Annotated in this window: 23 protein-coding genes; 6 read left to right on the forward strand and 17 right to left on the reverse strand. The window is 66.4% G+C overall.

The features are described 5' to 3' along the window. Positions 1 to 10 precede the first annotated feature (10 nt). Entirely contained in the window at positions 11 to 880 is an 870-nt protein-coding gene (locus tag RPPS3_RS19360; RefSeq protein ID WP_107345518.1) for a VOC family protein, read from the reverse strand. A 344-nt stretch (positions 881 to 1,224) separates the two neighbouring features. Here RPPS3_RS19360 and RPPS3_RS19365 point away from each other — a divergent pair, with 344 nt between their 5' ends. After that, entirely contained in the window at positions 1,225 to 2,118 is an 894-nt protein-coding gene (locus RPPS3_RS19365) for a sugar kinase (RefSeq protein WP_107345519.1), read from the forward strand. 101 nt (positions 2,119 to 2,219) lie between these two features. On the opposite strand, the gene RPPS3_RS19370 is transcribed toward RPPS3_RS19365, so the two are convergent. The 3 genes from RPPS3_RS19370 to RPPS3_RS19380 all read right to left on the reverse strand — a co-directional run bounded on the left by RPPS3_RS19370 (position 2,220) and on the right by RPPS3_RS19380 (position 6,197). Then, on the reverse strand, positions 2,220 to 3,437 hold the full coding sequence (locus tag RPPS3_RS19370) for an NAD(P)/FAD-dependent oxidoreductase (RefSeq protein ID WP_107345520.1): 1,218 nt from the start codon (positions 3,435 to 3,437) through the stop codon (positions 2,220 to 2,222). A gap of 119 nt (positions 3,438 to 3,556) precedes the next feature. Next, entirely contained in the window at positions 3,557 to 5,053 is a 1,497-nt protein-coding gene (locus RPPS3_RS19375) for a glycosyltransferase family 39 protein (protein WP_107345521.1), read from the reverse strand. Between the two features lie 7 nt (positions 5,054 to 5,060). Then, positions 5,061 to 6,197 carry a glycosyltransferase gene (locus RPPS3_RS19380; protein WP_107346684.1) on the reverse strand — a complete coding sequence of 379 codons (1,137 nt, stop codon included), beginning with the start codon at positions 6,195 to 6,197 and terminating at the stop codon, positions 5,061 to 5,063. Positions 6,198 to 6,449: 252 nt separating this feature from the next. On the opposite strand from RPPS3_RS19380, the gene RPPS3_RS19385 reads away from it, so the two are divergent. The 3 genes from RPPS3_RS19385 (at position 6,450) to bcsS (ending at position 8,659) form a co-directional block, all read left to right on the forward strand. Next, complete coding sequence (locus RPPS3_RS19385; RefSeq protein ID WP_107345522.1) at positions 6,450 to 7,256, forward strand: DUF72 domain-containing protein; 807 nt, start codon at positions 6,450 to 6,452, stop codon at positions 7,254 to 7,256. A gap of 145 nt (positions 7,257 to 7,401) precedes the next feature. Further along, complete coding sequence (locus RPPS3_RS19390; RefSeq protein WP_107345523.1) at positions 7,402 to 7,659, forward strand: hypothetical protein; 258 nt, start codon at positions 7,402 to 7,404, stop codon at positions 7,657 to 7,659. 97 nt (positions 7,660 to 7,756) lie between these two features. Continuing rightward, positions 7,757 to 8,659: a cellulose biosynthesis protein BcsS gene (gene bcsS, locus RPPS3_RS19395; protein ID WP_107345524.1), complete on the forward strand. Its 903-nt coding sequence runs from the start codon at positions 7,757 to 7,759 to the stop codon at positions 8,657 to 8,659. Between the two features lie 38 nt (positions 8,660 to 8,697). Here the strand turns inward: bcsS and RPPS3_RS19400 are convergent, their stop codons facing one another. The 5 genes from RPPS3_RS19400 to RPPS3_RS19420 all read right to left on the reverse strand — a co-directional run bounded on the left by RPPS3_RS19400 (position 8,698) and on the right by RPPS3_RS19420 (position 13,542). Next, positions 8,698 to 9,870: an ABC transporter permease gene (locus tag RPPS3_RS19400; protein ID WP_107345525.1), complete on the reverse strand. Its 1,173-nt coding sequence runs from the start codon at positions 9,868 to 9,870 to the stop codon at positions 8,698 to 8,700. Continuing rightward, positions 9,867 to 10,820: an ABC transporter ATP-binding protein gene (locus RPPS3_RS19405; protein ID WP_107345526.1), complete on the reverse strand. Its 954-nt coding sequence runs from the start codon at positions 10,818 to 10,820 to the stop codon at positions 9,867 to 9,869. The genes RPPS3_RS19400 and RPPS3_RS19405 overlap by 4 nt, the downstream gene beginning before the upstream one ends. After that, positions 10,817 to 11,620 (reverse strand): HlyD family secretion protein, encoded by an 804-nt coding sequence (locus RPPS3_RS19410; RefSeq protein ID WP_107345527.1) that lies wholly within the window; start codon positions 11,618 to 11,620, stop codon positions 10,817 to 10,819. Before RPPS3_RS19410 ends, RPPS3_RS19405 begins: the two co-directional genes overlap by 4 nt. After that, entirely contained in the window at positions 11,617 to 12,333 is a 717-nt protein-coding gene (locus RPPS3_RS19415) for a TetR/AcrR family transcriptional regulator (protein WP_107345528.1), read from the reverse strand. Before RPPS3_RS19415 ends, RPPS3_RS19410 begins: the two co-directional genes overlap by 4 nt. Positions 12,334 to 12,402: 69 nt before the next feature. Further along, complete coding sequence (locus RPPS3_RS19420; protein WP_107346685.1) at positions 12,403 to 13,542, reverse strand: GGDEF domain-containing protein; 1,140 nt, start codon at positions 13,540 to 13,542, stop codon at positions 12,403 to 12,405. A 203-nt stretch (positions 13,543 to 13,745) separates the two neighbouring features. Here RPPS3_RS19420 and RPPS3_RS24660 point away from each other — a divergent pair, with 203 nt between their 5' ends. Beyond that, on the forward strand, positions 13,746 to 13,922 hold the full coding sequence (locus RPPS3_RS24660; RefSeq protein WP_199852153.1) for a hypothetical protein: 177 nt from the start codon (positions 13,746 to 13,748) through the stop codon (positions 13,920 to 13,922). An 8-nt stretch (positions 13,923 to 13,930) separates the two neighbouring features. On the opposite strand, the gene RPPS3_RS19425 is transcribed toward RPPS3_RS24660, so the two are convergent. The 3 genes from RPPS3_RS19425 to RPPS3_RS19435 all read right to left on the reverse strand — a co-directional run bounded on the left by RPPS3_RS19425 (position 13,931) and on the right by RPPS3_RS19435 (position 15,638). After that, the gene (locus RPPS3_RS19425; protein WP_107345529.1) at positions 13,931 to 14,341 is read right to left on the reverse strand and encodes a DUF2000 family protein; all 411 of its coding nucleotides are present in this window, start codon (positions 14,339 to 14,341) and stop codon (positions 13,931 to 13,933) included. Between the two features lie 61 nt (positions 14,342 to 14,402). Beyond that, the gene (locus RPPS3_RS19430; protein ID WP_107346686.1) at positions 14,403 to 14,747 is read right to left on the reverse strand and encodes a DUF4189 domain-containing protein; all 345 of its coding nucleotides are present in this window, start codon (positions 14,745 to 14,747) and stop codon (positions 14,403 to 14,405) included. A 138-nt stretch (positions 14,748 to 14,885) separates the two neighbouring features. Further along, positions 14,886 to 15,638, reverse strand: a complete 753-nt coding sequence (locus RPPS3_RS19435; RefSeq protein WP_107345530.1) for an enoyl-CoA hydratase-related protein — start codon at positions 15,636 to 15,638, stop codon at positions 14,886 to 14,888. A 99-nt stretch (positions 15,639 to 15,737) separates the two neighbouring features. Between RPPS3_RS19435 and RPPS3_RS19440 the strand changes: the two genes are divergently transcribed. Continuing rightward, positions 15,738 to 16,568 carry a LysR family transcriptional regulator gene (locus tag RPPS3_RS19440; RefSeq protein WP_107345531.1) on the forward strand — a complete coding sequence of 277 codons (831 nt, stop codon included), beginning with the start codon at positions 15,738 to 15,740 and terminating at the stop codon, positions 16,566 to 16,568. Between the two features lie 230 nt (positions 16,569 to 16,798). Here the strand turns inward: RPPS3_RS19440 and RPPS3_RS19445 are convergent, their stop codons facing one another. The 5 genes from RPPS3_RS19445 to RPPS3_RS19470 all read right to left on the reverse strand — a co-directional run bounded on the left by RPPS3_RS19445 (position 16,799) and on the right by RPPS3_RS19470 (position 22,126). After that, positions 16,799 to 18,400 carry an NTP transferase domain-containing protein gene (locus RPPS3_RS19445; protein ID WP_107345532.1) on the reverse strand — a complete coding sequence of 534 codons (1,602 nt, stop codon included), beginning with the start codon at positions 18,398 to 18,400 and terminating at the stop codon, positions 16,799 to 16,801. After that, entirely contained in the window at positions 18,397 to 19,098 is a 702-nt protein-coding gene (locus RPPS3_RS19450; RefSeq protein ID WP_107345533.1) for an XdhC family protein, read from the reverse strand. The genes RPPS3_RS19445 and RPPS3_RS19450 overlap by 4 nt, the downstream gene beginning before the upstream one ends. 208 nt (positions 19,099 to 19,306) lie before the next feature. Next, on the reverse strand, positions 19,307 to 19,633 hold the full coding sequence (locus RPPS3_RS19455; RefSeq protein WP_011159337.1) for an XdhC family protein: 327 nt from the start codon (positions 19,631 to 19,633) through the stop codon (positions 19,307 to 19,309). A gap of 36 nt (positions 19,634 to 19,669) precedes the next feature. After that, positions 19,670 to 20,887 carry a vWA domain-containing protein gene (locus RPPS3_RS19460; RefSeq protein WP_107345534.1) on the reverse strand — a complete coding sequence of 406 codons (1,218 nt, stop codon included), beginning with the start codon at positions 20,885 to 20,887 and terminating at the stop codon, positions 19,670 to 19,672. Between the two features lie 330 nt (positions 20,888 to 21,217). Then, on the reverse strand, positions 21,218 to 22,126 hold the full coding sequence (locus RPPS3_RS19470) for an AAA family ATPase (protein ID WP_107345535.1): 909 nt from the start codon (positions 22,124 to 22,126) through the stop codon (positions 21,218 to 21,220). Positions 22,127 to 22,138 lie beyond the last annotated feature (12 nt).

Genomic DNA, 22,138 nt, shown 5'->3' on the forward strand with positions numbered 1-22,138 from the left:
GCCTGCCGCGCTACGCGTCTCCCTCTGCCGCGTCGAGAGCCTGGGGTGGCGTTCGCTGTACCAGCAGGGTCGGAATCCGGCGGGTCCCGCTGCGCACCGTGACCACGCGGGTGTCGGCGTGGCGCCCGGCCCGTGACGCGGTGACGGTCAGGCCGGCGGCGAGCAGCCGTTCGCGGGCAGCCTCGACATCGTCGACCCGCCAGCCGACGCCCCACAGCTTGTCGTTCTTGGCGTCCGAGCCCGCCACCGGCCGGTGCACCACCTCGATCCTGAGATCGCCGCAGTGGAACGACATCAGCCGCCCCCAGTCCTGCTGCGAGCGGTCCAGCGCCATATCGAGCCCGAGCCGGGCGCCGTACAGCGCCGCCGCGCGATCGGGATCGGAGGTCGAGATCACCAGATGATCGAGGCCCACCACCGGCGCCGGCCCAATCACCTGCGAGTGCGGCCGCTCGGAGCCGAGCTCAAGGAAGAACATCCGCACCCCGCGGGTGGTCTCGGTCGCGGTCCGGGTCCGCTTCCAGGTCAGCGTCGCGCTGGTGATGCGGTCGCGGCCTTCGACGTCGGCGACCGGCGTCGGCTGCAGCGCCACCCGATCCAACCGATAGCGCGCGGCGTTCGCGTCGGCGACCCGGAAGCACAGGCTGGCGATGCCCTCGCCCTGCAGCTTGATGAGGGTGCGCAGCCGCTCCGCGCTCTGCGAGGTGCCGGCCGGCGCCATGAATTCCAGCGACATGTTGTCGAAGGTAAACAGAACGTTGTCGGAGCCCTCGTCGCCGCCGCGCCAGGCCGGAGCGCGCGCCAGCAGCGTCTCATAGGTCGCGACCGCCTCGTCCAGATCGCTGACCAGGACGACGAGATGATCGATGGCGGTGATCATGGACGTTCCCCCGCAAGCACGCCGCCCCACGCAGTGATTTGCAGCACGATGCTATCGGGTTTGCCGCGCCGGTTCATCGGCGCGCAATCCCCGGGCGATGCCGAGGTGCCGCCCGCGGCGCCGCCACCGGACGCGCCATAAGCCGTTCGCTCGCACGCGACTGCCACCCTCGCCTCCCTGATCGCGCCTGCCCGGAACAAGGCAGCGCGCGCGCCGTTATGACTGGATTTTCGGCGAAACCGCTGTCGTATCAGTTGTGACCCTGCGGAAAATTTTAGCGAATGCGCCGCGAACGGCAATGCTATGCTGAACGCGCCGGAACAGGTCGCAGCCTCGGGACTCTCATGCACGCACTCTTCATCGGACAGACCTATATCGACGTCACCTTCATCACCGACCATCTTCCGACCGGCGACGAAAAGCACGTGGCGTCCGACTACGCGGTGTCGTTCGGCGGCAACGCGGTGACCGCGGCGTTCTGCTGCGCCAAGCTCGGGATCGTGCCCGACCTGATCGCCACCATCGCCAACGACTGGCTGGGGCGGATGTTCATGGACATGAGCGCGAAGTACGGCATCTCGGTACACCCGCGCAAAGTGAACACCTCGTCGCTGTCCTTCATCATGCCGAAGGACGGCAAGCGCGCCATCGTCCGCTGCCGCGACGACGAGCACATTCACCCGTTCCCGCTGCTCAACCTCGGCCAGTGCCGCGCCCTGCATGTCGACGGCCATCAGCCGGACGCAGCGATCCACTACGCAAAACTCTGCCGCGAGGCCGGCATCCTGACCTCGCTCGACGGCGGCGGCCTGCGCACCAACACCCACGAACTGTTGGAATTCATCGACGTCGCGATCGTCGCCGAGCGGCTGTGCGAGCAGATGGACATGACGCCGGAGAAGATGCTCGAGTATCTGAAGTCGCGCGGCTGCCGGGTCGGCGGCATCACCCTCGGCGAGCGTGGCCTGTATTGGTACGACGAGGCCGGCACGGTCCGCACCCTGCCGGCGCTGCCGATCCCGCGCGAGCGGGTGATCGACACCAACGGCGCCGGCGACGTGTTCCACGGCGCCTATGTGTTCTCGTACCTCAACAACCCGGCGCAGAGCTGGCAGCACCACTTCGAATTCGCCCGCGCCGCTTCGACCTTCAAGATCCAGAAGCTCGGCAACGAAGCCGGGCTGCCGACGGTTGCGGATATCGAGGCCGTCAAGCGCGAGTTCGTGGCGGCGGCGTGACGCCCCGCAACGTCATTGCGAGCGAAGCAATCCACCTCCGCACGAGGCCTCTGGATTGCTTCGTAGCTTCGCTCCTCGCAATGACGCGGTAAGCCTCAGTCTTACGCCGCCGCCTTCTTCAGGTCGAAGCTGAGATCCGCGGCCTGTTCGGGCGTCACCGACTTGTCGAGCGGGAGGATCTTGCGGCCGAACACGTGGTCGGCGGCGCGATTGACGGACTCAATGCCGATCAGCTTGCCGACCTTGTAGCAGAACGCCGAGAACGAGCGCTCGGCGACGCTGCCGCGGATCACCACCTGATCGAAGCCGGCGGTGAGCCCGACGATCTGCAGCTTGTCGTCGCCCTGATCGGACCAGAACCACGGATAGCCGTCATAGGCCTTAGCATCGCCGGTCAGCCGCGCGGCGACGCAGCGTGCCTGGTCGGTGGCGTTCTGCACCGACTCCACCCGCAGCGTCTCGCCGAACCGGACACTCTCGAACAGCGCGCAGTCACCGATCGCCGAGATGTTCGGATCACTGGTGAGCAGCTGCTGATTGACGATGATGCCGGCGGCGGTCGACAGGCCCGCTGCAGCGGCGATTTCGACATTCGGGATCACGCCGACGCCGACCACCACCAGATCGCAGGGCAGCGTCTGACCGTTGCTGAGCGCGACGCCGGTGACGCGATCGCCGTCGGCTTCGATTTCGGTGGCGCGGACGCCGTAATGCATGCGGATGCCCGCCGCGGTGTGGCGATCATGGAAGTAACTGGAGATCTCCGGCGTCACAGCACGCGCCATCACCCGCGGTGCCAGTTCGACGACGTCGACCTCGAGGCCCTTGCCGCGCGCAGTGGCGGCGAATTCGAGACCAATGAAGCCGGCACCGATCACAACCACGTGCTTCTTATTCGGCATCCGTTGGCGCAGCACTTCGCTCTCATCGAGCGTGCGCAAATACAGCACGTCCGGCAGCGAGGCGTTGGGCACATCGAGCATGCGGTTGCGCGCGCCGGTGGCGAGCACGAGGTGGCCGTAATCGATCGCGGTGCCAGAAGCGAGCAGCAGCTTGCGGCCGTCACGATCGATCGACACCATCCGGTCGGAAATCAGCTCGATTGCCTGATCCTGGAAGAACTTCTCGGGTCGAAACATCAGCGAGTTGGGATCGCCGCCACTCTTGAGATACGCCTTCGACAATGGCGGGCGCTGATACGGCAGGTGCTTTTCATCGTTGATCAGCGCGATACGCCCGGCGTACTTCGCCTGCCGCAGCGATACGGCGACCTGAAATCCGGCATGTCCGGCTCCAGCAATCAAGACCGTGTCGTTCATTGTTGAGCTCGTTGAGTTGGGATCGGCGCGGCGGACGCGCGGGAGGTGGGGATCAGCCCAGGCTGTAGCACAGTCCCCTACGGGTGGTCAGCACGTTTGCCGACCGGCTCCCCATCGCCTCAATAGATCGGCGGCCGGAAATCGAGGATCGGCCCCTTCGGCTCCGACAGCGCGTCCAGCGCCACCGCGTCGACCAGCAGCGGCCCGCGTGAGCGGGTAACCGCGCCGACCCGCTCGATCTTGCCGAACGCCGCTTGGATATCCGGCCGCGCCGCGGCGTTGTCGACGCCGACCAGCAGCAGCGGGCCCGCGAGTTGCTGGGCCGTCGGCGCCGGCGCCGCGAGCCAGCGGAATCGTTCGCCGCGCTGAACCACGCAGATGCCGGGCGGCAGATAGAACTCCAGCCAGCCGGTGGTGCCGTAATCGTCGGTCAGCACGCAGCTCGCGCCGATCCGCCGCCGCATTTGATCGATCTCCGCCACCATCTGCGGTACGCCAACGCCGACCGACCGTACCGTCGCGTCGCGTCGATAGCCGGTCAGCGCGCCGGTGTTGACCTGCACCACCACCAGCGCGAACAGCACTGCACCGGTCGACACCGCCCAGCGCCGGCAAACCGTCACCACGCGGGCGATCCCGGGCGTCCAGTGCCGGTAGGCGGCACCGACCGCGGCGGCGAGCGCGAACGCCGGATACAGCGGGCTCAGCCAATTCGCCTCGACGCGGTCGTGCAGCGCCTGCCAGGTGAAATACAGCGCGATCGTCCACACCGTGGCGGCAACCAGAACCCGCGACGCTGCCGGCCCGGTGCTGCGCTTGCCGAGCGCGATCAGGCCCATCACGCCGAGGATGAACACGAACGGCGTCGCCAGCACGAACTGGGTCGGGATCAGTTCTGCGACGTAATGCGGCTCGAACCCGCCGAGCTTGGCGCGGCCGAACTGCTTGACGAAGGAAATCCACTCGTGCTGCGCGTTCCAGATCACCACCGGCGAGAACAACGCGAACGCGACCACGCCGCCGAGATACGGCCACGGCGACAGCAGCCAGCGCCGCAGCGGCGGCACCCAGAGCAGCCAGATCAGGATCGCCGGGCCGAAGAACAGCGCGGTGTATTTCGACAGCAGCGCGAGCCCGACCGCGACGCCGACCACGAGCCACCATACGCCCCTGCCCGTCGCCGCAACCTGCGCCAGAGCGAGCAGCACGAAGCTGGACGCCACCAGCAGCGGCGCGTCCGGCGTGACGATGGTGGTGCCGGCCGACACCATCATGGTGGCGTTGAGCAGCACGGTTGCGGTGGCGGCGATGCGTTCGTCGTCGAACAGCAAAACCGCGGCGCGCCACACCGCCCAGCTCATCGGCAGCGCCAGCAGGATCGACACCAGCCGGACGCCGAATTCGGTGTCGCCGGCGATCAGCGTGCCGAGCTTGATCATCACCGCCACCATCGGCGGGTGATCGAAATAGCTGAGGGCGAGATTCTTCGACCAGGTCCAGTAATACGCCTCGTCGAAGGTCAGCGGCGTGACCGCCGCGGCGAGCAGCCGGAGTGCAACCAATCCGACCACGACCAGAATCGTGGCGATGGCGGGACGCCGCATCGCGTCGCTCATCGGCCGATCATCGCTTGCGCCAGACGAACAGGCCGGACATCGCGTAGTTCCACACCACGCCCATCAGCGCACCGGCCGCGCCTGCCAACCACCAGGTGATGTGCTCGTTATAGACCGCGAAGGCGACGCCGACATTGGCGAGCAGACCGACGCCGCACACCAGATAGAACAGCAGCAGACCGCGGATAATCGCGAAGCCTTTGAGTCGCTGGTCGCGATAGGTCAGGAAATTGTTGAGGATGAAGTTGCTGGTCATCGCCACCAGCGCGGCGACACCCTGCGCCTCCGCGAACGGCTGCTCGAAAACCTTCAGCACCACGAATAGCGTGACGAAGTGCACCACCACACCGGTCGAACCGACCAGCGCGAACAGGATGAAGCGCAGCGACAACACGTCGTGGCTGAACTTCGCCAGCACCAGGCCGAGGAAATCCAGCGCCACCATGGAGTCGAGCTTGCTCTCGCCGTGCAGCCGCGACCCAAAGGTGAACGGCACCTCGACGATGCGCAGGCTGCCGCGTGCGGTCGCGATCACGTCGAGCAGGATCTTGAAGCCCTGGGTCGAGAGCTCCGGCGCGAGCTGTTCGAAACGGTCGCGGCGGATCATGAAGAAGCCGCTCATCGGGTCGGCGACCTCGATCTTGAGCGCCTTCTGGGCGACCTGGGTGGCGATCGAGCTGATCCCGGCGCGCTGGCGGTTGAAGCTGTCGGCGCTGCCGCCTTCGATATAGCGGCTGCCGATCACGAGATCGGCGGCGTTGCTCTCCAGCAGCGACAGCATTTTGGCGAGCTGGGTTTCGTCGTGCTGCAGGTCGGCGTCCATCACCGCGGCATAGGGGGCGCCGGAAGCCAGGATGCCTTCGATGCAGGCGCCGGACAGGCCGCGCCGACCGATCCGGCGGATGCAGCGTGCGCGCGGATCGCGGCGCGCCATCTCGCGGACCACCTGCCAAGTGCCGTCGGGAGAATTGTCGTCGACGAAAATGACCTCCCAGGCCACGCCGACGAGCGCTGCTTCCAGCTTTCGGAACAGCAGCTCGACATTGTCGCGTTCATTGAAGGTCGGGACGACCACCGAGAGCTGCAGCGGAACCGCCGCGGGCTGGGCACGGGTCGCGACCGCGGCTGGGCTGGCATCGATCATCGCGCCATGCGTATAGCGGCGCACACGAGCTCTGCCAAGGCGAGCCCCGGACGATTTGGATCAGAAATGTTTTGAAATCGGGTGGCTAGGGCACCCCAAAAAGGTCAACGACCACGAACAACAGGTGCGCGTACATCCGGCGCTCCCTACTATTCAGTGGTCGTCTCGGCGTCGCACGCTCCGTATCGAAGCATCGACGTCGCCGTTGCAACCAAGATAGGAACGGGGTGCAACTTTCGCAAGGGGTCAGACATGAAGAAAGCTCAGGCAGGCGACATCCGGATCGGCATCGGCGGCTGGACCTACGAGCCGTGGCGCGGCGTGTTCTACCCGGACAAACTGCCGCAGCGGCGAGAGCTGGAATATGCCGCCTCCAAGCTGACCTCGATCGAGATCAACGGCACCTTTTACGGCTCGCAGAAGCCGGAGAGTTTCCGCAAATGGGCCAGCGAGGTACCGGAGAGCTTCGTGTTCTCGCTGAAGGGGCCGCGGTACGCCACCAACCGCAAGGTCCTGGCGGAAGCCGGCGACAGTGTCGAACGGTTCTACCATTCAGGCGTACTCGAACTCGGCGACCGGCTCGGCCCGGTGCTTTGGCAGTTTGCACCGACCAAGAAGTTCGACGAAGCCGATTTCGGCAAATTCCTCGAACTGCTGCCGCGCGAGATCGACGGCCGCAAACTACGGCATGTCGTTGAAGTTCGTCATGACAGTTTCAAGACGCCGGCGTTCATCGCGCTGCTGCGCGAGCACAAGATTCCGGTCGTGTACTCCGAGCACGCGACCTATCCTGAGATCGCCGACATCACAGGTGATTTCGTCTACGCACGGCTGCAGAAGGGCAAGGACGAGATCGCCACCGGCTATCCGGCGAAAGCGCTTGCCGCGTGGGCACAGCGGCTGCAGCTCTGGGCCGATGGCGGCGAGCCCGACGATCTGCCGAAGGTCGATGCGGCAACCGCGAAGCCGCACAAGCGCGACGTGTTCGCCTATGTGATCCATGAAGGCAAGGTACGCGCACCCGCTGCAGCGATGGAATTGATCAAACTCGTCGGCTAAGTTGCGGCGGTACACGCCCAACTGAGCGGACGTGACGCGCGACATTGCGTCACCGCAAGGCCTTGCGACCGATCAATGGGATAGTCAGGGGCGGCGGGCTAGGCTCGCGCTCATGTACTACATCAACAAAAGGATCCGATTTCGGATGGACAAGATCGACTTCATGAACGGCCAGATCAAGGCGCTGGTGAACTTCGCCAACGCACTGATCAAGTCACATCCGTCGCCGACCATCCTGCGTCACCACTTCGAGACGGCAGCACGCGCCGCGCCGAATTCGCCCGAAGGCCTGTCGCTCTCGGAGGCGTATATCGACGGCATGGCCGACATCGATCGTCAGCTCGCAGTGGCGCTCGAACACGCGATCGCACGCCGCGACCGGCACGAACCGCAACCGGACTAATCCCTCGACAACCCTACAACGTACTAGACAGCCGTCACAACCAGGACTTTAATACGTAAATATTGTCACGTATTAGTTGCTTACCTGAGTAGTGGCGATGCGTTTCGGCTGGGTGGTGAGCGCGTTCGGGCTCGTCGCGGTCTTGATCGCGCAAGCCGGCTGCGCCACCGCCCAGACCTTCGATCCCTCGCTCGACGAGCCCGAGCTCGACCTTCCGGCGCCGCCCTCGTTCGATTTCGGCGCGGTGACCCCGCCGGACATCGGGAGCGTCGATACCGACGACGACGAGGGACTAACCGGCGACCTCCCGGCCGGTCGAAGCAACTTCTCTCCTTTGGCCGACTTGGCGGCCGACCGGTTCAGTGGCGGACAAGGACATGCGTCGCTGCTGTTCGGCGGCTACGATCTGTGGCGCAACGGCGCCTCGCTCTACGGCGGGTTCGAATGGTTCGGCGGCGGCACCGCCGAGAATGGCCCGGTGGTCCGGCTGATGGTGTCGGAGGCTTTGGAGCGTTACCAGGCCGGGCGCTTCACCTATATCAACGACATTTCCCGCGCCTCGGTGCTGGCGGGCTGGCGTTTCAAATCCGGCGCGTTCGAACTGAAGATCCTCGCCGGCCCCGATCTCGAGAACCGCGCCTCGATGCCCGACTACCGCGAGCAGCGTTGGCGTGGCACCCATGGCGGCGTGCGTATCGCGGTGGAGAGCTGGGCCGAGCCGACCCCGGAGACGATGCTGTCGTCATCGTTCTACGCCACCACCGTCGCCGGCAGCTATGGCGCGCGGCTCGCCGCGGGCTGGCGCATGTTCGACGCGTTTTGGGTTGGGCCGGAGATGTCCGGCTCCTCCGATGAATTCAGCCGGCAAACCCGGATCGGTATCCATCTCACCGGCTTCGAGGTGGCGGCGATGGAATGGTCGGCGGCTGCCGGCTACGTCCGCGACAGCTATGGCCGCAGCGGCATCTACAGCCGCCTCGGCGCATCGCTGAGGCGGTAGCTGGTCCAAGCCGCAATTGATCGCGAACGCTGACGCGATCAGTCGAGCGTGCGGCGGAATCGGGTGACGGCGATGGTCATCGCGATCAGCATCAGCGTCAGCAGCGCCAGGGCGTCGTACTGAAGGTTCTCCAGCGTCGAGCCCTTCAGCATGATCGCGCGGACGATGCGCAGGTAATGGGTCAGCGGCAGGCACTCGCCGATATACTGCGCCCAGATCGGCATGCCGGCGAACGGGAACATGAAGCCGGACAGCAGGATCGACGGCAGGAAGAACATCATCGACGCCTGCATCGCCTGCAGTTGGTTCTGCACCAGCGTCGAGAAGGTGTAGCCGATCGCGAGGTTGGTGGTGATGAACAGCGTCGACAACAGCGCCAGCATCGCCAGGCTGCCGCGTAGCGGCACGCCGAACAGCAGCACTCCGATGCCGAGGATCAGCGACGCCTGAATAAAACCGACGCCGACGTAAGGCAGGATCTTGCCGAGCATCACCTCGACCGGCGTGATCGGCATCGACAGCAGGTTCTCCATGGTGCCGCGCTCGATCTCGCGGGTCACCGACAGTGCGGTGAAGATCAGCATCGTCATGGTCAGGATGGTGCCGACCAGACCGGGCACGATGTTGAGCCGCGACGAGGCGGCCGGGTTGTAGCGGGCGTGGGCGCGGATCTCGAACGGCGGATTGGCGGGATCGCCGCCGACGCGGTCGTGCATCAATGCGGTCTGCACGATCTGCCCGAGCGCCGACAGCGCCGAGCCGGCGGCGACCGGATCGGTGGCATCGGCCGCGACCAGGATTGCCGGCTTGTCGCCGCGCCGCACTGCGCGTTCGAACCCACGCGGGATTTCGACCCCGAACAGCACGCGCCCGGACAGCAGCAGATCATCGAACTCGGCGACGCTGTGCACCTCGCGGGTGAACTTGAAGTACGCGGTGTTCTCCAGCGCCTTCAGGATCGAGCGGCCGAGATCGGAATCCTCCTGCAGCAGCACCGCGGTCGGCAGATGCCGCGGCGTGGTGTTGATGGCGTAGCCGAACAGCAGCAGCTGCATCACCGGGATCACGATGATCATCGCGAAGGTGAGACGATCACGCTTGAGCTGGATCAGCTCCTTGACCAGCATCGCGTAGGTCCGGCGCAGGAAGCCGAACCGCGGCTCCTTGATCGGCGCCCCTGGCGTCGGCGCATCGGCCCCGGCCGCGGTCATTGGAAATTGTCCTTCGACCGGCTCATCAGCTCGATGAACACGTCCTCGAGCGAGGGCGCGCCGTGCTGCCAGCTCTGCCGCGGGTTGTTACGATACGGCGCCAGCGTCTGGTCGAGCGCGGCCTGATCGCGGCCGGAGACGTGCAGGCTGGTGCCGAACGGAGCCACCATGTCGACACCCGGCTTGTCGGCAAGCTCGTGCGCAAGCGGGCCAAGGCCTTCGCCGGTGGCGACCCAGGTGGTGAGTTGCGAGCCGGCGATCACCTGATCGACGGTGCCGTGCGCCAGCAGATGGCCGTAAGCGATGTAGGCGATCTCGTGACAGCGCTCGGCCTCGTCCATGTAGTGGGTCGAGACCAGCACGGTGAGACCTTCGGCAGCGAGCGCGTGGATCTCGTTCCAGAAGTCGCGGCGGGCTTTCGGATCGACGCCAGCGGTCGGCTCGTCGAGTAGTAGCAATTGCGGGTTCGGCAGCGTACAGGCGCCGAGTGCCAGCCGCTGCTTCCAGCCACCGGACAGTTCGCCGGCAAGTTGCTCCTCGCGACCTGACAGCCCGAGCCGCTTGATCATCTCGCGCGCCGAGCCGCGCGCATCGGGCACGCCGTACAGCCGGGCAACGAATTCGAGATTCTCGCGCACCGACAGGTCCTGATACAGGCTGAAGCGCTGCGTCATGTAGCCGACCCGGCGCTTGATCTTGGCCGCATCGGTGCGGATGTCGAAGCCGAGACAGCTGCCCTCGCCGCGGTCGGGCGTCAGCAGCCCGCACAACATCCGGATCGTCGTGGTCTTGCCGGAGCCATTGGGACCGAGGAAGCCGTAGATCGAGCCGCGCTTCACCTGCATCGACAGGTCGTGCACCACCTCGCGGCCGTTGAACGACTTGGTCAGGCCGCGGACATCGATCGCGATGTCGCGGGCATCGGCCGCGATGGTCGGTGCGTCGGTCATGGCTTGCTGGCCGCGACCGGCGAAGGCGCCGCGGTGGCCGGTGGCAAATACACGCTGACCGGCTGGCCGACCCGCAGACTCACCGGCTTGTTGGGCCGCGCCTGGATCAGATAGACGAGCTTGTTGCGCTCATCGAGGCTGTAGATCACCGGCGGGGTGTACTCCGCCGTGGTCGAGATGAAATAGATATCCGCCGACAGATCGGCCGCGCAATTATCGCACGTCACCCGCACCTTCTCGCCGATCGCAAGCTTGGGCAGCTCCGGCTCCGGCACGTAGAACCGGATCTTCATGTTGCCCGGCGGCAGGATCGACAGCACCGGCTTTTGCGCCGCCACCATTTCGCCTTCGCGGAAGTAGATCTGCTGCACCGTGCCCGTCACCGGCGCGCGGATTTCGCGGCGCGCCAGCCGCGTCTTCGAGGTCTCGACGCGCGCTTCGGCGACCCGCAGAGTCGAGACCGCGGCGTCGAGATTGGCCTGGGTGCCGGAGCCGGTCTTCGACAGCGATTGGGCGCGGTCGAAGGTCTGCTTGGCGTTGGCGAGCGTCGCCATATTCTGGTTGAGGTCGGCCTGCTGCAGGTCGTCGTCGAGCGTGTAGATCAGCTCGCCGGTCTTCGCCTCGTCGCCTTCGCGCACCTTGAGCTTGGTGATGCGGCCGGATTCGTCCGGGCTGACGAAAATCAGATCGGCCTCGACCCAGCCTTGATAACCGGGATCGTTGCCCTTGCCGCAGCTTGCGAGCGCCAGCGCGAGCAGCGCCGCAGCGCCGCAGCGTAAAACAAGCGAGGGTCGCGTCATGACGCCGTCCTTTCGCCGAAAATCAGATCGAGATGCGCGCGCAGCATCGCCTGGACGTCGAGCGGCGCGAACCGGCCGAACAGCCCCTGCCAGATCACCGACAGCACCACCGGCGCGACCGCGAGCTGCGGAAACTGAGCCAGCGCCGCAGAGCTGATTTCGCCGCGGGCGACGCCGAGCTCCAGAATGCGGCGAATGCCGGCGACGCCGGGCTCGACCACGTTGCGGTAGTGAAATTCCGCCAGCGACGGAAACCGCGTGCCCTCCGCCAGCACCAGCCGCAGGATGTCGCCGCGCCGGGTCTGCGCGACATCGTTCACGAAAGCGTCGGCGAAAGCCTCGAGCATCTGCCGCGCCGAGACGCCGGGCGGCGGCGGCGACGTCAGCCGCTGCATGGTCGGCACCAGCGCGGTGCGCACCAGCTCCTGAAACATCGCCTCTTTGTCGGTGAAGTGCAGATAGATCGTGCCCTTGGCGACGCCAGCGCGCTTGGCGACGTCATCGATCCGGGTCGCCGCAAAGCCGCGCGCAGTGAATTCATCCAGCGCCGCCTCGATGATTGCGGCGCGCCGTTCCGCCGCCTTGGCGGCACGGGTCGACAGCGCCTCCGCTTCCGAAGCTGGCTTGGTCGTTGACGCGGAGCTGCGGGCCGCAGCAGCTCGCTTCGCAGCGACGGGAGCAGAAATCGGCAGACTGTTTGAGGCACGCTTCATTCTCACATTATGACTGACCGGTCAGTCATAATCAAGATCTGGGCTTTCCACCCTTTGGCGGACGATCGTTCAGGCGCTGACGCGGTTACGGCCGGCGCGTTTGGCGCGATACAGGGATTGGTCGGCGCGCTGGATCGCATCGGCCAGGGTTTCGGCCGGGATGGCGGGCGCGATACCGACGCTAATGGTGACGACGCGGCCGCCCCCGAGACCGGGGTGCGGGATCTTCAGGTCGCTGACTGCAAGGCACAGCCGCTCGGCCGTGTCGTGCAGCTCGGCTTCCTCGAGCCCGGGCAGCACCACGGCGAATTCCTCGCCGCCATAGCGCACCACGACATCGCAGGAGCGCAGGTTGCGGCGGACCGCGGTGACGATCTGCTGCAGGCAGCGGTCGCCGGCGGCGTGGCCGCCATGGTCGTTGAACAGCTTGAAATGGTCGACGTCGATCATCAGCACGCTCTGCCCGAGCGACGGCACGATCGAGGCCGCCTCCTGCTCGATCAGTTCGTCGAGGTAGCGGCGGTTGAACACGCCGGTCAGCGCGTCGGTGGCGGACAGCCGCTCCAGCGCCGCATTGGCCTGGCGCAGATCGCTCTTCAGCCGCGCATCGCTGCGGCGGATCGCTTCCAGTTCGGCGATCTGCGCATCCTTGCGCTGACGGGCGCGTAGCGCGATCACGCAGGTGACGATGCACAGCCCGACCAGATCGATATTGGTCCAGGCCGGCGGCCAGCGCAGGCCGGTGACGGTGATCAGAATGTACAGCACCGTGCCGGTAACGGTCATGATCTTGGTGGCCGGCCAGGACAGCGCTGATACCAGCGCGCCGGCGAAGATGACGAACAGCGCCGCCATCATGTAGCGTCCGGCGAACGGCTCCGGCGCGAACTGGCCGATCGCCGTCACCGACAGCGCGAACGCCACCACGGCCGTGGCCTGCACGGCCGATTGCATCGCCCGGTCGTCGGGCCGCCGGTTGAGCACCAGCGCGAGCAGCACCAGCGGCGTGACCAGCAGCAGCCGCAGCCCCAGCGCAAACGCCAGATGCGGTGCATCGAGCACGGCGAAGTCGATCGAGAGCGCAGCAAGGTTGACCAGCAGCGTTCCGATCAGAAACCGCCGCCGAGCGCCGGCACCGCGCATCGGATGGGCGCTATCCGGCGCATCGGATGTCCGGCGGTCATGGGGAATGGGCAACTGGTCGGTCACGCTCGCGTCCGTGGAATCGGCGGTGTCGCCGTGTTCCCTCATTGCGCCCTTGGCCGCTTAAGATGCGTTGATGCAGCTCTGCCACCCACGGTTTCCGGCTGCGATGCCTAACGAGCCGCTAAGCCGCACCCGACGAGACGAACGATTGGGAACGCCCGACAGCACTTGGGGTTGTCCCGACACAACATCGAGGGAGAGAACGCATGTCCACCGAATGGCTGTGGGGTATCGGAATCATCGTGCTGGGGATCGCGATCGCCTACGCAGTGATGCGCAACCGAACGCGCAGTGCCGCCGAAAAGCAGCTGACCGAGACGGTCGCCAAGGAAAACTATCGCGCCGAGGATCTCCAGGAGCGGCCGCGGCCGATGCCTGAATAGCACTCGTCTCAGGTGTGGAACTTGAGCCCGTCGAGGATCTTGTCGACCACCTTGCGGTCGGCTCGGACGGCGAGGCCAACCAGCGACAGATCCGCCCGCGCCACCGCCTTCACCGCCTCGCGGTTGGCGGCATCGTGCGTGGTCTTGAACATCGCCTCGGTGTAGATCGCCGGCTTGACGTTGCGGGCCAGCGCCCGCTCCAGCGCGCGCGACAGACCTGGGCCATCGGCGCCGTACACCAGGATCGGCTGACCGATCAGCGGGTGATACGGCGTTCCGCTGCCGTCTTCATAAGGTTCGCCGATGCACTCCGGGAATGCCGCAGCGATGCCGGACGTGAGGAACGCCGCAACATTCAGCTTCTGCCAGGCTTCGAGATCGGTGCGGATCACCAGCGCGATCTTGGTATCGAACTGCATGCCCTGCTGATAGCGCGGCCATCCCGACCTGTCAGTTCACGATCGTTTCAGGTCAGAGCATTCAGCCCTTGGCGTCACACGCCCAGGCGCGGATCACACATTCCTTGCCGCCATATTCGTAGCAGCGCCGGGTCGCGGCATTGAGCGAAGAGGAAATCTTCGATTCCACCGCGTAGCCGTGCGCGCCGCAGGGATTGCTCATATCGACGGCCAGCGCCGCACAGGCCCGGCGCATCGTCAGCATGGTGCATTCGCCCTTGCAGCGCTGCCGCGCCGCGGCGATCGCGGCCGCCTCCGCCGGATAGTCAAAGGCTTGGCCATAAGCGCCGCATTTGCCGACCGCCAGCGCACCAGCCGCATGTGCCGGCGCAACGAGATGCAAACACGCGATCCAAACAACAGCCATCAGCGCGGCTTTGCGCCACGCGGCAATCAACAATCGCAACGTCCCCTCCCCCGAGGTTCAACCCGGGTTCCAAATTATCCGGCCGGCCGTTTCAACTTGGTGAACGAAGCGCAAATCGCCCGCGTGGAGGCCGGCCGATCAGCGGTGCGGACTCCGCCGCGCCAGAAAACGCTCGAGCTGCGGCTGCAATTCACCGGTCGCGAAGCTGAGGTGAAACAGCCGCCGCTCCAGCGCCAGCCCGTCGGCAAGCCCGACCGAAACCGCCCGATCGACCGCCTGTTTGGCGAATCGCACCGCTTGTACCGGATGGCTGGCGATCAGTTTTGCCGCCTCGCAGGCAGCCTGGTACGCCGTGCCGTCGTCGACCACGCGGCTGATCAGACCGATCCGCTCGGCCTCGGTCGCAGAGATCAGTCGGCCGGTCAGGATCAAATCCATCGCTCGAGCGCGCCCCACCGCCCGTGCCAGCCGCTGGGTGCCGCCACCGCCCGATAGCGTACCGAGCGCTATCTCCGGGTGACCGAACCTCGCGCCGGTGCCGGCGATCACCAGGTCGCACATCTCGATCAGTTCGCAGCCTCCGCCGATCGCATAGCCCTCCACCGCCGCGATCAGCGGCTTAGTGCAGGTGGCCAGCCGGTCGCAGCAGCCGGAAAAATCCTCGGCCAGCGCCGTCGCAAGATCGATACTGCGCATCTCGGCGATGTCGGCGCCGGCGCAGAACACCTCGCGGCCGGTCAGCACGATCGTGGCGATCGCAGCATCGCGTTCCAACTCATCGAGCGCGGCGGACAACTTCCTAATCACGTCGCGCGACAGCGCGTTGCGGGCCTGCGGCCGATCCAGTGTCACGATGCCGATGGCGCCCTGACGATCGATTTTCACCACCATACCGGCTTCTCCCTGACTGCCGCGACGCCAGCGCCGATCTAGCCGCCCAGGCTGGATCTGGTAAAATCGATCATTCAGAAAGATCGATTGGATTTTCCAATGAATGTGCAGCACCTGCGCTACTTTCTCGCCGTGATGCAGGCCGGCTCAGTGTCGCGCGCCGCCGAACAACTCGGCGTCACCCAGCCGACGCTGTCGCAGGCCCTGAAGGGGTTGGAGCGAGACTTCGGCACGGCGCTGTTCGCGCCGGACGGACGCGGCATCCGCGCCCTACCGAGCGCCAAACGGCTCGAAGCCAAAGTGCGCATGGCACTGCAGACGCTGGCGGAGGCAAAGCGCGAACTGAGCGGACCGGCACCGGCACGGTTCAGGCTCGGCGTGCTGCCGAGCCTCACGACCCATTGGCTGCCACGACTGCTGCCAACCGATGGTGAAGCAATCGAACTGATCGAAGCGCCGGCCGACGAGCTCGAAAAGCTGGTCGCGAGCGGCGGGCTCGATCTGGCGCTATCGATCGCGCCGCATCGTAATCTGCACCGCAAGCTGCTGCTGAGCGAGCCGTTCCGGCTGTTCGTCGGAGCTGATCATCCGTGGTCAGGCCGTCGCAACGTGGCGCTAGCCGACCTCGACGGCCAACCCTTCGTGTTGCGTCAGGGCTGCGAACTCGTCGGCACCGGCCGCCGGCTGCTTAGCACGGCAGGCGTACGGTTTCGGATCGTCGCCAAGACACGGCAGGAATCCACCGCCGCCGCGCTGGTCGCTGCGGGTCTCGGCTGCACACTGGCGCCGGCAAGCTGGGGCGGTGCGAACTTGCGGGCACTCGACGTCGGCGGACTGACGCTGCAGCGCGACGTCACGCTGATCTGGAAACAGGCCGCCGGTGCCAAGGCTGCAGCGAAGCTCGCGACACGGCTGCAGGCGCGAGACTGACTGGCGACTTGCTAGAGCGCTTCATTGATTGAAGCGGACTTGGCCCTCACCAAGGGTCCTAGAGTCCTCATCCTGAGGAGCCCGGCAAAGCCGGGCGTCTCAAAGGATGAGGAGCCGCATGGCTTGCGGCGCATGGTTCGAGACGGCGCTTCGCGCCTCCTCACCATGAGGTTGTGATTGTTGTAAGCGCCCCGAACTGCGCTCCGATTATATCTAACCGCGTAACTGCTCTAGCCGCGCCGCGCCTGATCGAGCGCTTGCGGGGTATCGATGTCGAGGAACGCCGCCTCGCCTTCGACCGGCACTTCAGTCACCGCTTCGCCATGCTTGGCGATCAAATGCCGTGCGCCGACATCGCCGCCGAGCGTCATCAGCTCGGCAAAGAACCGCCGCGACCACAGCACCGGATTGCCGCGGCGTCCCTCGGCGACCGGGACCACGATCAGCGCGCCGCGATCGGGATCGAACGCGGTGATCATCCGGTCGATCAAGGCCGCGTCGATCAGCGGCATGTCGCCGAGGCAGACGATCGCGCCGTCGGCATCCTCGCCCAGCGCCGCGATGCCGGCCTTTACCGACGACGCGATGCCTTGGGCGAAGTCGGGATTGTGCACGAAGGTGAGATCGAGCCCGTGCAGCGCCGCTTCGACCTCGCCGGACTGATGACCGGTGACGACGATGGTGCGCGCAGCCTGCGAGGCCAGCGCCTGCTCGGCGACGATGCGCACCAGCGGCTTGCCGTTGAGATCGGCGAGCAGCTTGTTGGGCCCGCCCATCCGCGTGCCGCGCCCGGCGGCAAGCACGATCGCCGCGACGTTGCGGCCACTTTCGGCGACCGGCACCCGCGGCTGCGGCCGCGTCACGATTTCCATCAGCAGGCCGCCGACACCCATCGCGGTGATATCTGCGCGCGTGACGGTGAGCCCCGCGAGCAGCCGCATCAGCACCCAATCGAAGCCGTTCTCGACCGGCGAGCGCGCGCAGCCCGGCGCGCCGAGCAGCGGCACACCCGAGACCGCGCCGACCAGCAAGAGATTGCCCGGGTCGACCGGCATGCCGAAATGCGAAATGGTGCCGCCGATCGCGCCGATCGCCGCCGGGATCACGTCGCGGCGGTCGGCGATCGCAGAGGCGCCGAATACGATCACCATCTCCGCGCCGAGCCCAACAAGTTCTTGGATCGCAGCCGACAGCGCAGCCTCTTCATGCGCGACGCGGCGCTCGGCAATGATCTCGGCGCCGGCCGGCGCCAGCCGCTCGGCCGTCACGCGCAGCGTCTTGTCGATCACCTTCGGGGCAAGGCCGGGGAGCAGCGTCGACACCACGCCGACGCGCTTGATCACATAAGGCGCGACCCGCAGCGCGCCGCCCCGCGCCGCCGCCACCGCGGCATCGCGCAGGCGGCCTTCGACACCGAACGGGATCAGCTTGACGGTGGCGACCATCTCGCCTTCGACCACCGGCTTGAACGCCGGCAGCGTCGCGAGCGTAATCGCTTCATCGACGGCGTTGACGCGATCGACCACGGCGCGATCGATCACCAGCACACCGGCCCGTGCCGCGAACAGATTGGCGCGGCCGGTGAACGCGCGATCGACCGTCACGCCATCGCCGGCGACCGCGCCTGCCACATCCGCGGCCGCGACATCCTCCGAGACGTCACCGGGCTCGAGCTGAACCACCACGATCTCGGCGATGCCGGCCTTCTCCAGCGCCGCGACTTCGGCCGGGCCGATCGTCGTGCCCTTCTTGAGCAGCAGACCGTTCTGCCGCAGCGAATGCACGGTGACGCCGCCGATCGCATCGGCCGGACGGCGCGGGCCGAACTTCATGCCGCGGCCGCCTTGGACGATGCCGGCAACCGCAGCGCTGCGGTGATCTCCGCCATGATCGACACTGCGATTTCGGACGGCGACACTGCGCCGATGGCGAGCCCGATCGGCGCGTGAATGCGGCCGAGGTCGGCATCGGAAGCGCCCTGCCCCTTCAGCCGCTCCAGCCGCTTGGCGTGGGTTTTCTTCGAGCCGAGCGCGCCGATGTAGAAACAGTCGCGCGCGAAGGCGTGCAGCAGCGCCGGATCGTCAATCTTCGGATCGTGCGTCAGCGCCACGAAGGCGGTGTAGTGATCGATGTTCAGCGGCGGCAGCGCCACGTCGGGCCACTCGGCGATCAGCGGCACGTCAGGGAAACGCTCAGGGCTGGCGAACGCGGTGCGCGGATCGACCACGGTGACGTCGTAACCGAGCGAGCGCGCCAGCGGTGCCAGCGCCTGACTGATATGCACGGCACCGACGATCACCAGCTTCGCGGTCGGCGCATAGACGTTGAGAAACAGCTTGTTGCCGTCGACCTCGATGCTTGCGCTCTTGCCCATGCGGAGCTGTTTGCCGAGCTCGGCGGCGAGCGGATCGGCGGCGATGTCGGCGGCTTTCACCAGCCGCTGCGCGCCGGTCGCGGTGTCGGTCACCACGATCGCCGGACGCCGCGCCGCGCGTTCGGCGTTGAGTTGCTGCAGGAACTCGAACTTCACGGTAACCGCCCCACTTGCCTAGATCGCACCTCAGAAACCAGCCCGGGTTTACACGCCCGCGGCCGCCACCCGTCATTGCGAGGAGCGAAGCGACGAAGCAATCCAGCTAGGTGCACTGAGCTCCTGGATTGCTTCGCTTCGCTCGCAATGACGGAGACCATGTTTCAATTCCTCGATCGCGTTCTCGGCCACTCTCGCACGCGCCGAACTAATCGACCTTTTCGACGAACACCCGGATGGTGCCGCCGCAACTCAGCCCGACCTTCCAGGCGGTCTCGTCGGCGACGCCGAATTCCAGCAGCTTCGGCGTGCCGCTGTCGATCACGTCGAGCGCTTCGGTGACCACCGCGCCTTCGACGCAGCCGCCCGAGACTGAGCCGAGAAATGTCCCCTCGTCATTGATCACCAGGCTGGAGCCGGCGGGACGCGGCGCCGATCCCCAGGTTTCCACCACGGTAGCGAGCGCCACGCCGCGGCCGGCTTTACGCCAGTCCTCGGCGGCTCGCAGGATGTCTTCGTCGCGGTCGAGCTGCATGGAGGCGTCTCCTCTTGCTTGGCTGCTGGGCGCCGGTCAGGCGACGGAGCGGATCGTGCTGAAATGGTGCGGCGGCGGTGCCGACGACAGCGCCGCGATCAGCGTGTGCATTGAGGTCAAATTATGCACCGGGCGGAATTCGTCAACGTGGGGTAGCATCATTTTGATGCCCTGGGCGCGCGGCTCGAAACCGTCGTAGCGCAGCAGCGGATTCAGCCAGATCAGCCGGCGGCAGGAGCGGTGCAGCCGGTCCATCTCGAACGCCAGCTTGGAGTCGCTCTCGCGCTCCAGCCCGTCGGAAATCAGCAGTACGATCGCGCCCTGGCCGAGCACCCGCCGCGCCCACAGCTTGTTGAAGCTGTGCAGCGAGGTCGCGATCCGGGTGCCCCCGGCCCAATCCTCGACCGAGGAGGTGCAGCTCGCCAGCGCCTCGTCCGGATCGCGCTGGCGCAGCGCGCGGGTGACGTTGGTCAGCCGCGTGCCGAACAGGAAGGTCGAGACCCGCTTGCGATCGTCGGTGATGGCATGGAGGAAGTGCAGAAACAGCCTCGTGTACTCGCTCATCGAGCCGGAGATATCGAGCAGCGCCACGATCGGCGCCGGCTTGTCGATCAGGCCGAGCTTGCGAATGTCGACGATATCGCCGCCGGTGCGCAACGAGGCCCGCAGCGTGCGGCGCAGATCGAGCTTGAGGCCGCGGCGCTCGGGCCGCACTCGCCGGGTGCGCAGCTCCGCCTGCGGCAGCCGCATCCGCTCGATCGCGCGGGTGACTTCGGCGATCTCGGCGGCGCTCATCTGCGCGAAGTCTTTCTTCTGCAGGATCTCCTTGTCGGAGACGGCAAGACGCAGTTCCTGCTCCTCGGCCGACGGCATATCGCGCGTCGCCGCCGGCGACATCGCCTCCTGCACCCGGCGCGAAGCCGGCGGCGGCTTCTTCTTGGCGGCGTCCGGCAGCGGGATCGAGTCCAGCATGTGCTGCCAGTCCTCGGCGGCGCGGAAGAACAGCGCGAACGCCTGATCGAAGATCAGCAGATGCTCGCGGCGCTTGACGAAGATCGCTTCCAGCGTGGCGTAGAGATCGTCGCGCTGGCCGATCTCGATCAGCTGCAGCGCATCCAGCGCATCGATCACCGCCCCCGGCCCGACCGGCAGCCCGGCCGCCCGCAGCGCCCGCGCAAAGCCGACCACATTGTCCGCCATCTTGCCGGTCGGCGGATTGAGATGGTCGATCATCGCGGTCGGATTACGCTGCATCGTTTGCCACGCTCTCTCAACTTGTCATTCCGGGGCGCACCGAAGGCGCGAACCCGGAATCTCGACGTCGGTGCCGGCTTCAGATTCCGGGTTCGCGAGCTTTCGCTCGCGCCCCGGAATGACGAACTCCTAGTCGGTCCACAACCTCGCCGCTTGCGCGGCCTGCTCCCTCTCCCGCTTGCGGGAGAGGGTTGGGGTGAGGGCGACGCGCGCACGGTGCCTGGGGCTCCCCCACCCCAGCCCTCCCCCGCAAGCGGGAGAGGGAGTCCGCTGCCGCTGTGGCGAAGGCCGAACCACACAACAAATCAAAGAGCCCGATAAAGAGACCTATTACTTCTCTTCGGTCGCGTCCTTGACCAGTTTCTGCACGGTGTCGCCTTGCATCCGGGCGATGTCGTCCTGGTACTTGAGCAGCGCGCCGAGGGTGTCGCCGACGACTTCGGCGGTGAGCGCGCGGGCGTCGAGTTCGGTCAGCGCAGTCGCCCAGTCGAGGGTTTCGGCGACGCCCGGCGATTTGTAGAAATCCTGCTCGCGCAGCGCCTGGACGAAGTTCACCACCTGCTGCGACAGCTTGGCCGAGATCCCCGGCACGCGCGACTTCACGATCGCCAGTTCGCGCTCGGCGTTCGGATAGTCGACCCAGTGATACAGGCAGCGCCGCTTCAGCGCGTCGTGGATCTCGCGGGTGCGGTTCGACGTCACGATCACGATCGGCGGCGCCGGTGCCTTGATGGTACCGAACTCTGGAATCGTGACCTGGAAGTCGCTCAGCACTTCGAGCAGATACGCCTCGAACGCCTCGTCGGCGCGGTCGAGTTCGTCGATCAGCAGCACCGGCGCGCCCGCCGTGTCCGGCTCCAGCGCCTGCAGCAGCGGCCGCTTGATCAGGAAGCGCTCGGAGAAGATGTCGCTGGAGAGCTGATCGCGGTCGGTATCGCCGGCGGCTTCGGCCAGCCGGATCGCGATCATCTGCGCCGACGAATTCCACTCATACACCGCGGAAGCGACGTCGAGCCCCTCGTAGCACTGCAGCCGGATCAGCCGGCGGCCGAGCGCGGCCGACAGCACCTTGGCGATCTCGGTCTTGCCGACGCCGGCCTCGCCTTCGAGAAACAGCGGCCGGCCCATCCGCAGCGCCAGAAACACCACCGTCGCCAGCGACCGCTCGGCGAGATAGCCGCGGCTCGTCAGCAGTTCGAGCGTGGCGTCGACGGAAGCGGGAGGCGCGGCTGCGGTCATGGCCGATCCGTG

This window comes from Rhodopseudomonas palustris, assembly GCF_003031265.1.
In the GTDB taxonomy this organism is placed as follows: Bacteria; Pseudomonadota; Alphaproteobacteria; order Rhizobiales; family Xanthobacteraceae; genus Rhodopseudomonas; species Rhodopseudomonas palustris_H.

Excerpts from the sequence above, each read along its gene's own strand:
- RPPS3_RS19455 (WP_011159337.1), bottom strand. The coding sequence starts at position 19,633 with ATGCAGCTCGACCGCGACGAAGACATCCTGCGAGCCGCCGAGGACTGG.
- RPPS3_RS19400 (WP_107345525.1), bottom strand. The coding sequence starts at position 9,870 with ATGACCGCGGCCGGGGCCGATGCGCCGACGCCAGGGGCGCCGATCAAG.
- bcsS (WP_107345524.1), top strand. The coding sequence starts at position 7,757 with ATGCGTTTCGGCTGGGTGGTGAGCGCGTTCGGGCTCGTCGCGGTCTTG.
- RPPS3_RS19445 (WP_107345532.1), bottom strand. The coding sequence starts at position 18,400 with ATGAAGTTCGGCCCGCGCCGTCCGGCCGATGCGATCGGCGGCGTCACC.
- RPPS3_RS19435 (WP_107345530.1), bottom strand. The coding sequence starts at position 15,638 with ATGGTGGTGAAAATCGATCGTCAGGGCGCCATCGGCATCGTGACACTG.
- RPPS3_RS19385 (WP_107345522.1), top strand. The coding sequence starts at position 6,450 with ATGAAGAAAGCTCAGGCAGGCGACATCCGGATCGGCATCGGCGGCTGG.
- RPPS3_RS19405 (WP_107345526.1), bottom strand. The coding sequence starts at position 10,820 with ATGACCGACGCACCGACCATCGCGGCCGATGCCCGCGACATCGCGATC.
- RPPS3_RS19410 (WP_107345527.1), bottom strand. The coding sequence starts at position 11,620 with ATGACGCGACCCTCGCTTGTTTTACGCTGCGGCGCTGCGGCGCTGCTC.
- RPPS3_RS19440 (WP_107345531.1), top strand. The coding sequence starts at position 15,738 with ATGAATGTGCAGCACCTGCGCTACTTTCTCGCCGTGATGCAGGCCGGC.
- RPPS3_RS19365 (WP_107345519.1), top strand. The coding sequence starts at position 1,225 with ATGCACGCACTCTTCATCGGACAGACCTATATCGACGTCACCTTCATC.
- RPPS3_RS19460 (WP_107345534.1), bottom strand. The coding sequence starts at position 20,887 with ATGCAGCGTAATCCGACCGCGATGATCGACCATCTCAATCCGCCGACC.
- RPPS3_RS19370 (WP_107345520.1), bottom strand. The coding sequence starts at position 3,437 with ATGAACGACACGGTCTTGATTGCTGGAGCCGGACATGCCGGATTTCAG.
- RPPS3_RS19425 (WP_107345529.1), bottom strand. The coding sequence starts at position 14,341 with ATGCAGTTCGATACCAAGATCGCGCTGGTGATCCGCACCGATCTCGAA.
- RPPS3_RS19430 (WP_107346686.1), bottom strand. The coding sequence starts at position 14,747 with ATGGCTGTTGTTTGGATCGCGTGTTTGCATCTCGTTGCGCCGGCACAT.
- RPPS3_RS19380 (WP_107346684.1), bottom strand. The coding sequence starts at position 6,197 with ATGATCGATGCCAGCCCAGCCGCGGTCGCGACCCGTGCCCAGCCCGCG.
- RPPS3_RS19390 (WP_107345523.1), top strand. The coding sequence starts at position 7,402 with ATGGACAAGATCGACTTCATGAACGGCCAGATCAAGGCGCTGGTGAAC.
- RPPS3_RS24660 (WP_199852153.1), top strand. The coding sequence starts at position 13,746 with ATGTCCACCGAATGGCTGTGGGGTATCGGAATCATCGTGCTGGGGATC.
- RPPS3_RS19470 (WP_107345535.1), bottom strand. The coding sequence starts at position 22,126 with ATGACCGCAGCCGCGCCTCCCGCTTCCGTCGACGCCACGCTCGAACTG.
- RPPS3_RS19360 (WP_107345518.1), bottom strand. The coding sequence starts at position 880 with ATGATCACCGCCATCGATCATCTCGTCGTCCTGGTCAGCGATCTGGAC.
- RPPS3_RS19415 (WP_107345528.1), bottom strand. The coding sequence starts at position 12,333 with ATGAAGCGTGCCTCAAACAGTCTGCCGATTTCTGCTCCCGTCGCTGCG.
- RPPS3_RS19375 (WP_107345521.1), bottom strand. The coding sequence starts at position 5,053 with ATGAGCGACGCGATGCGGCGTCCCGCCATCGCCACGATTCTGGTCGTG.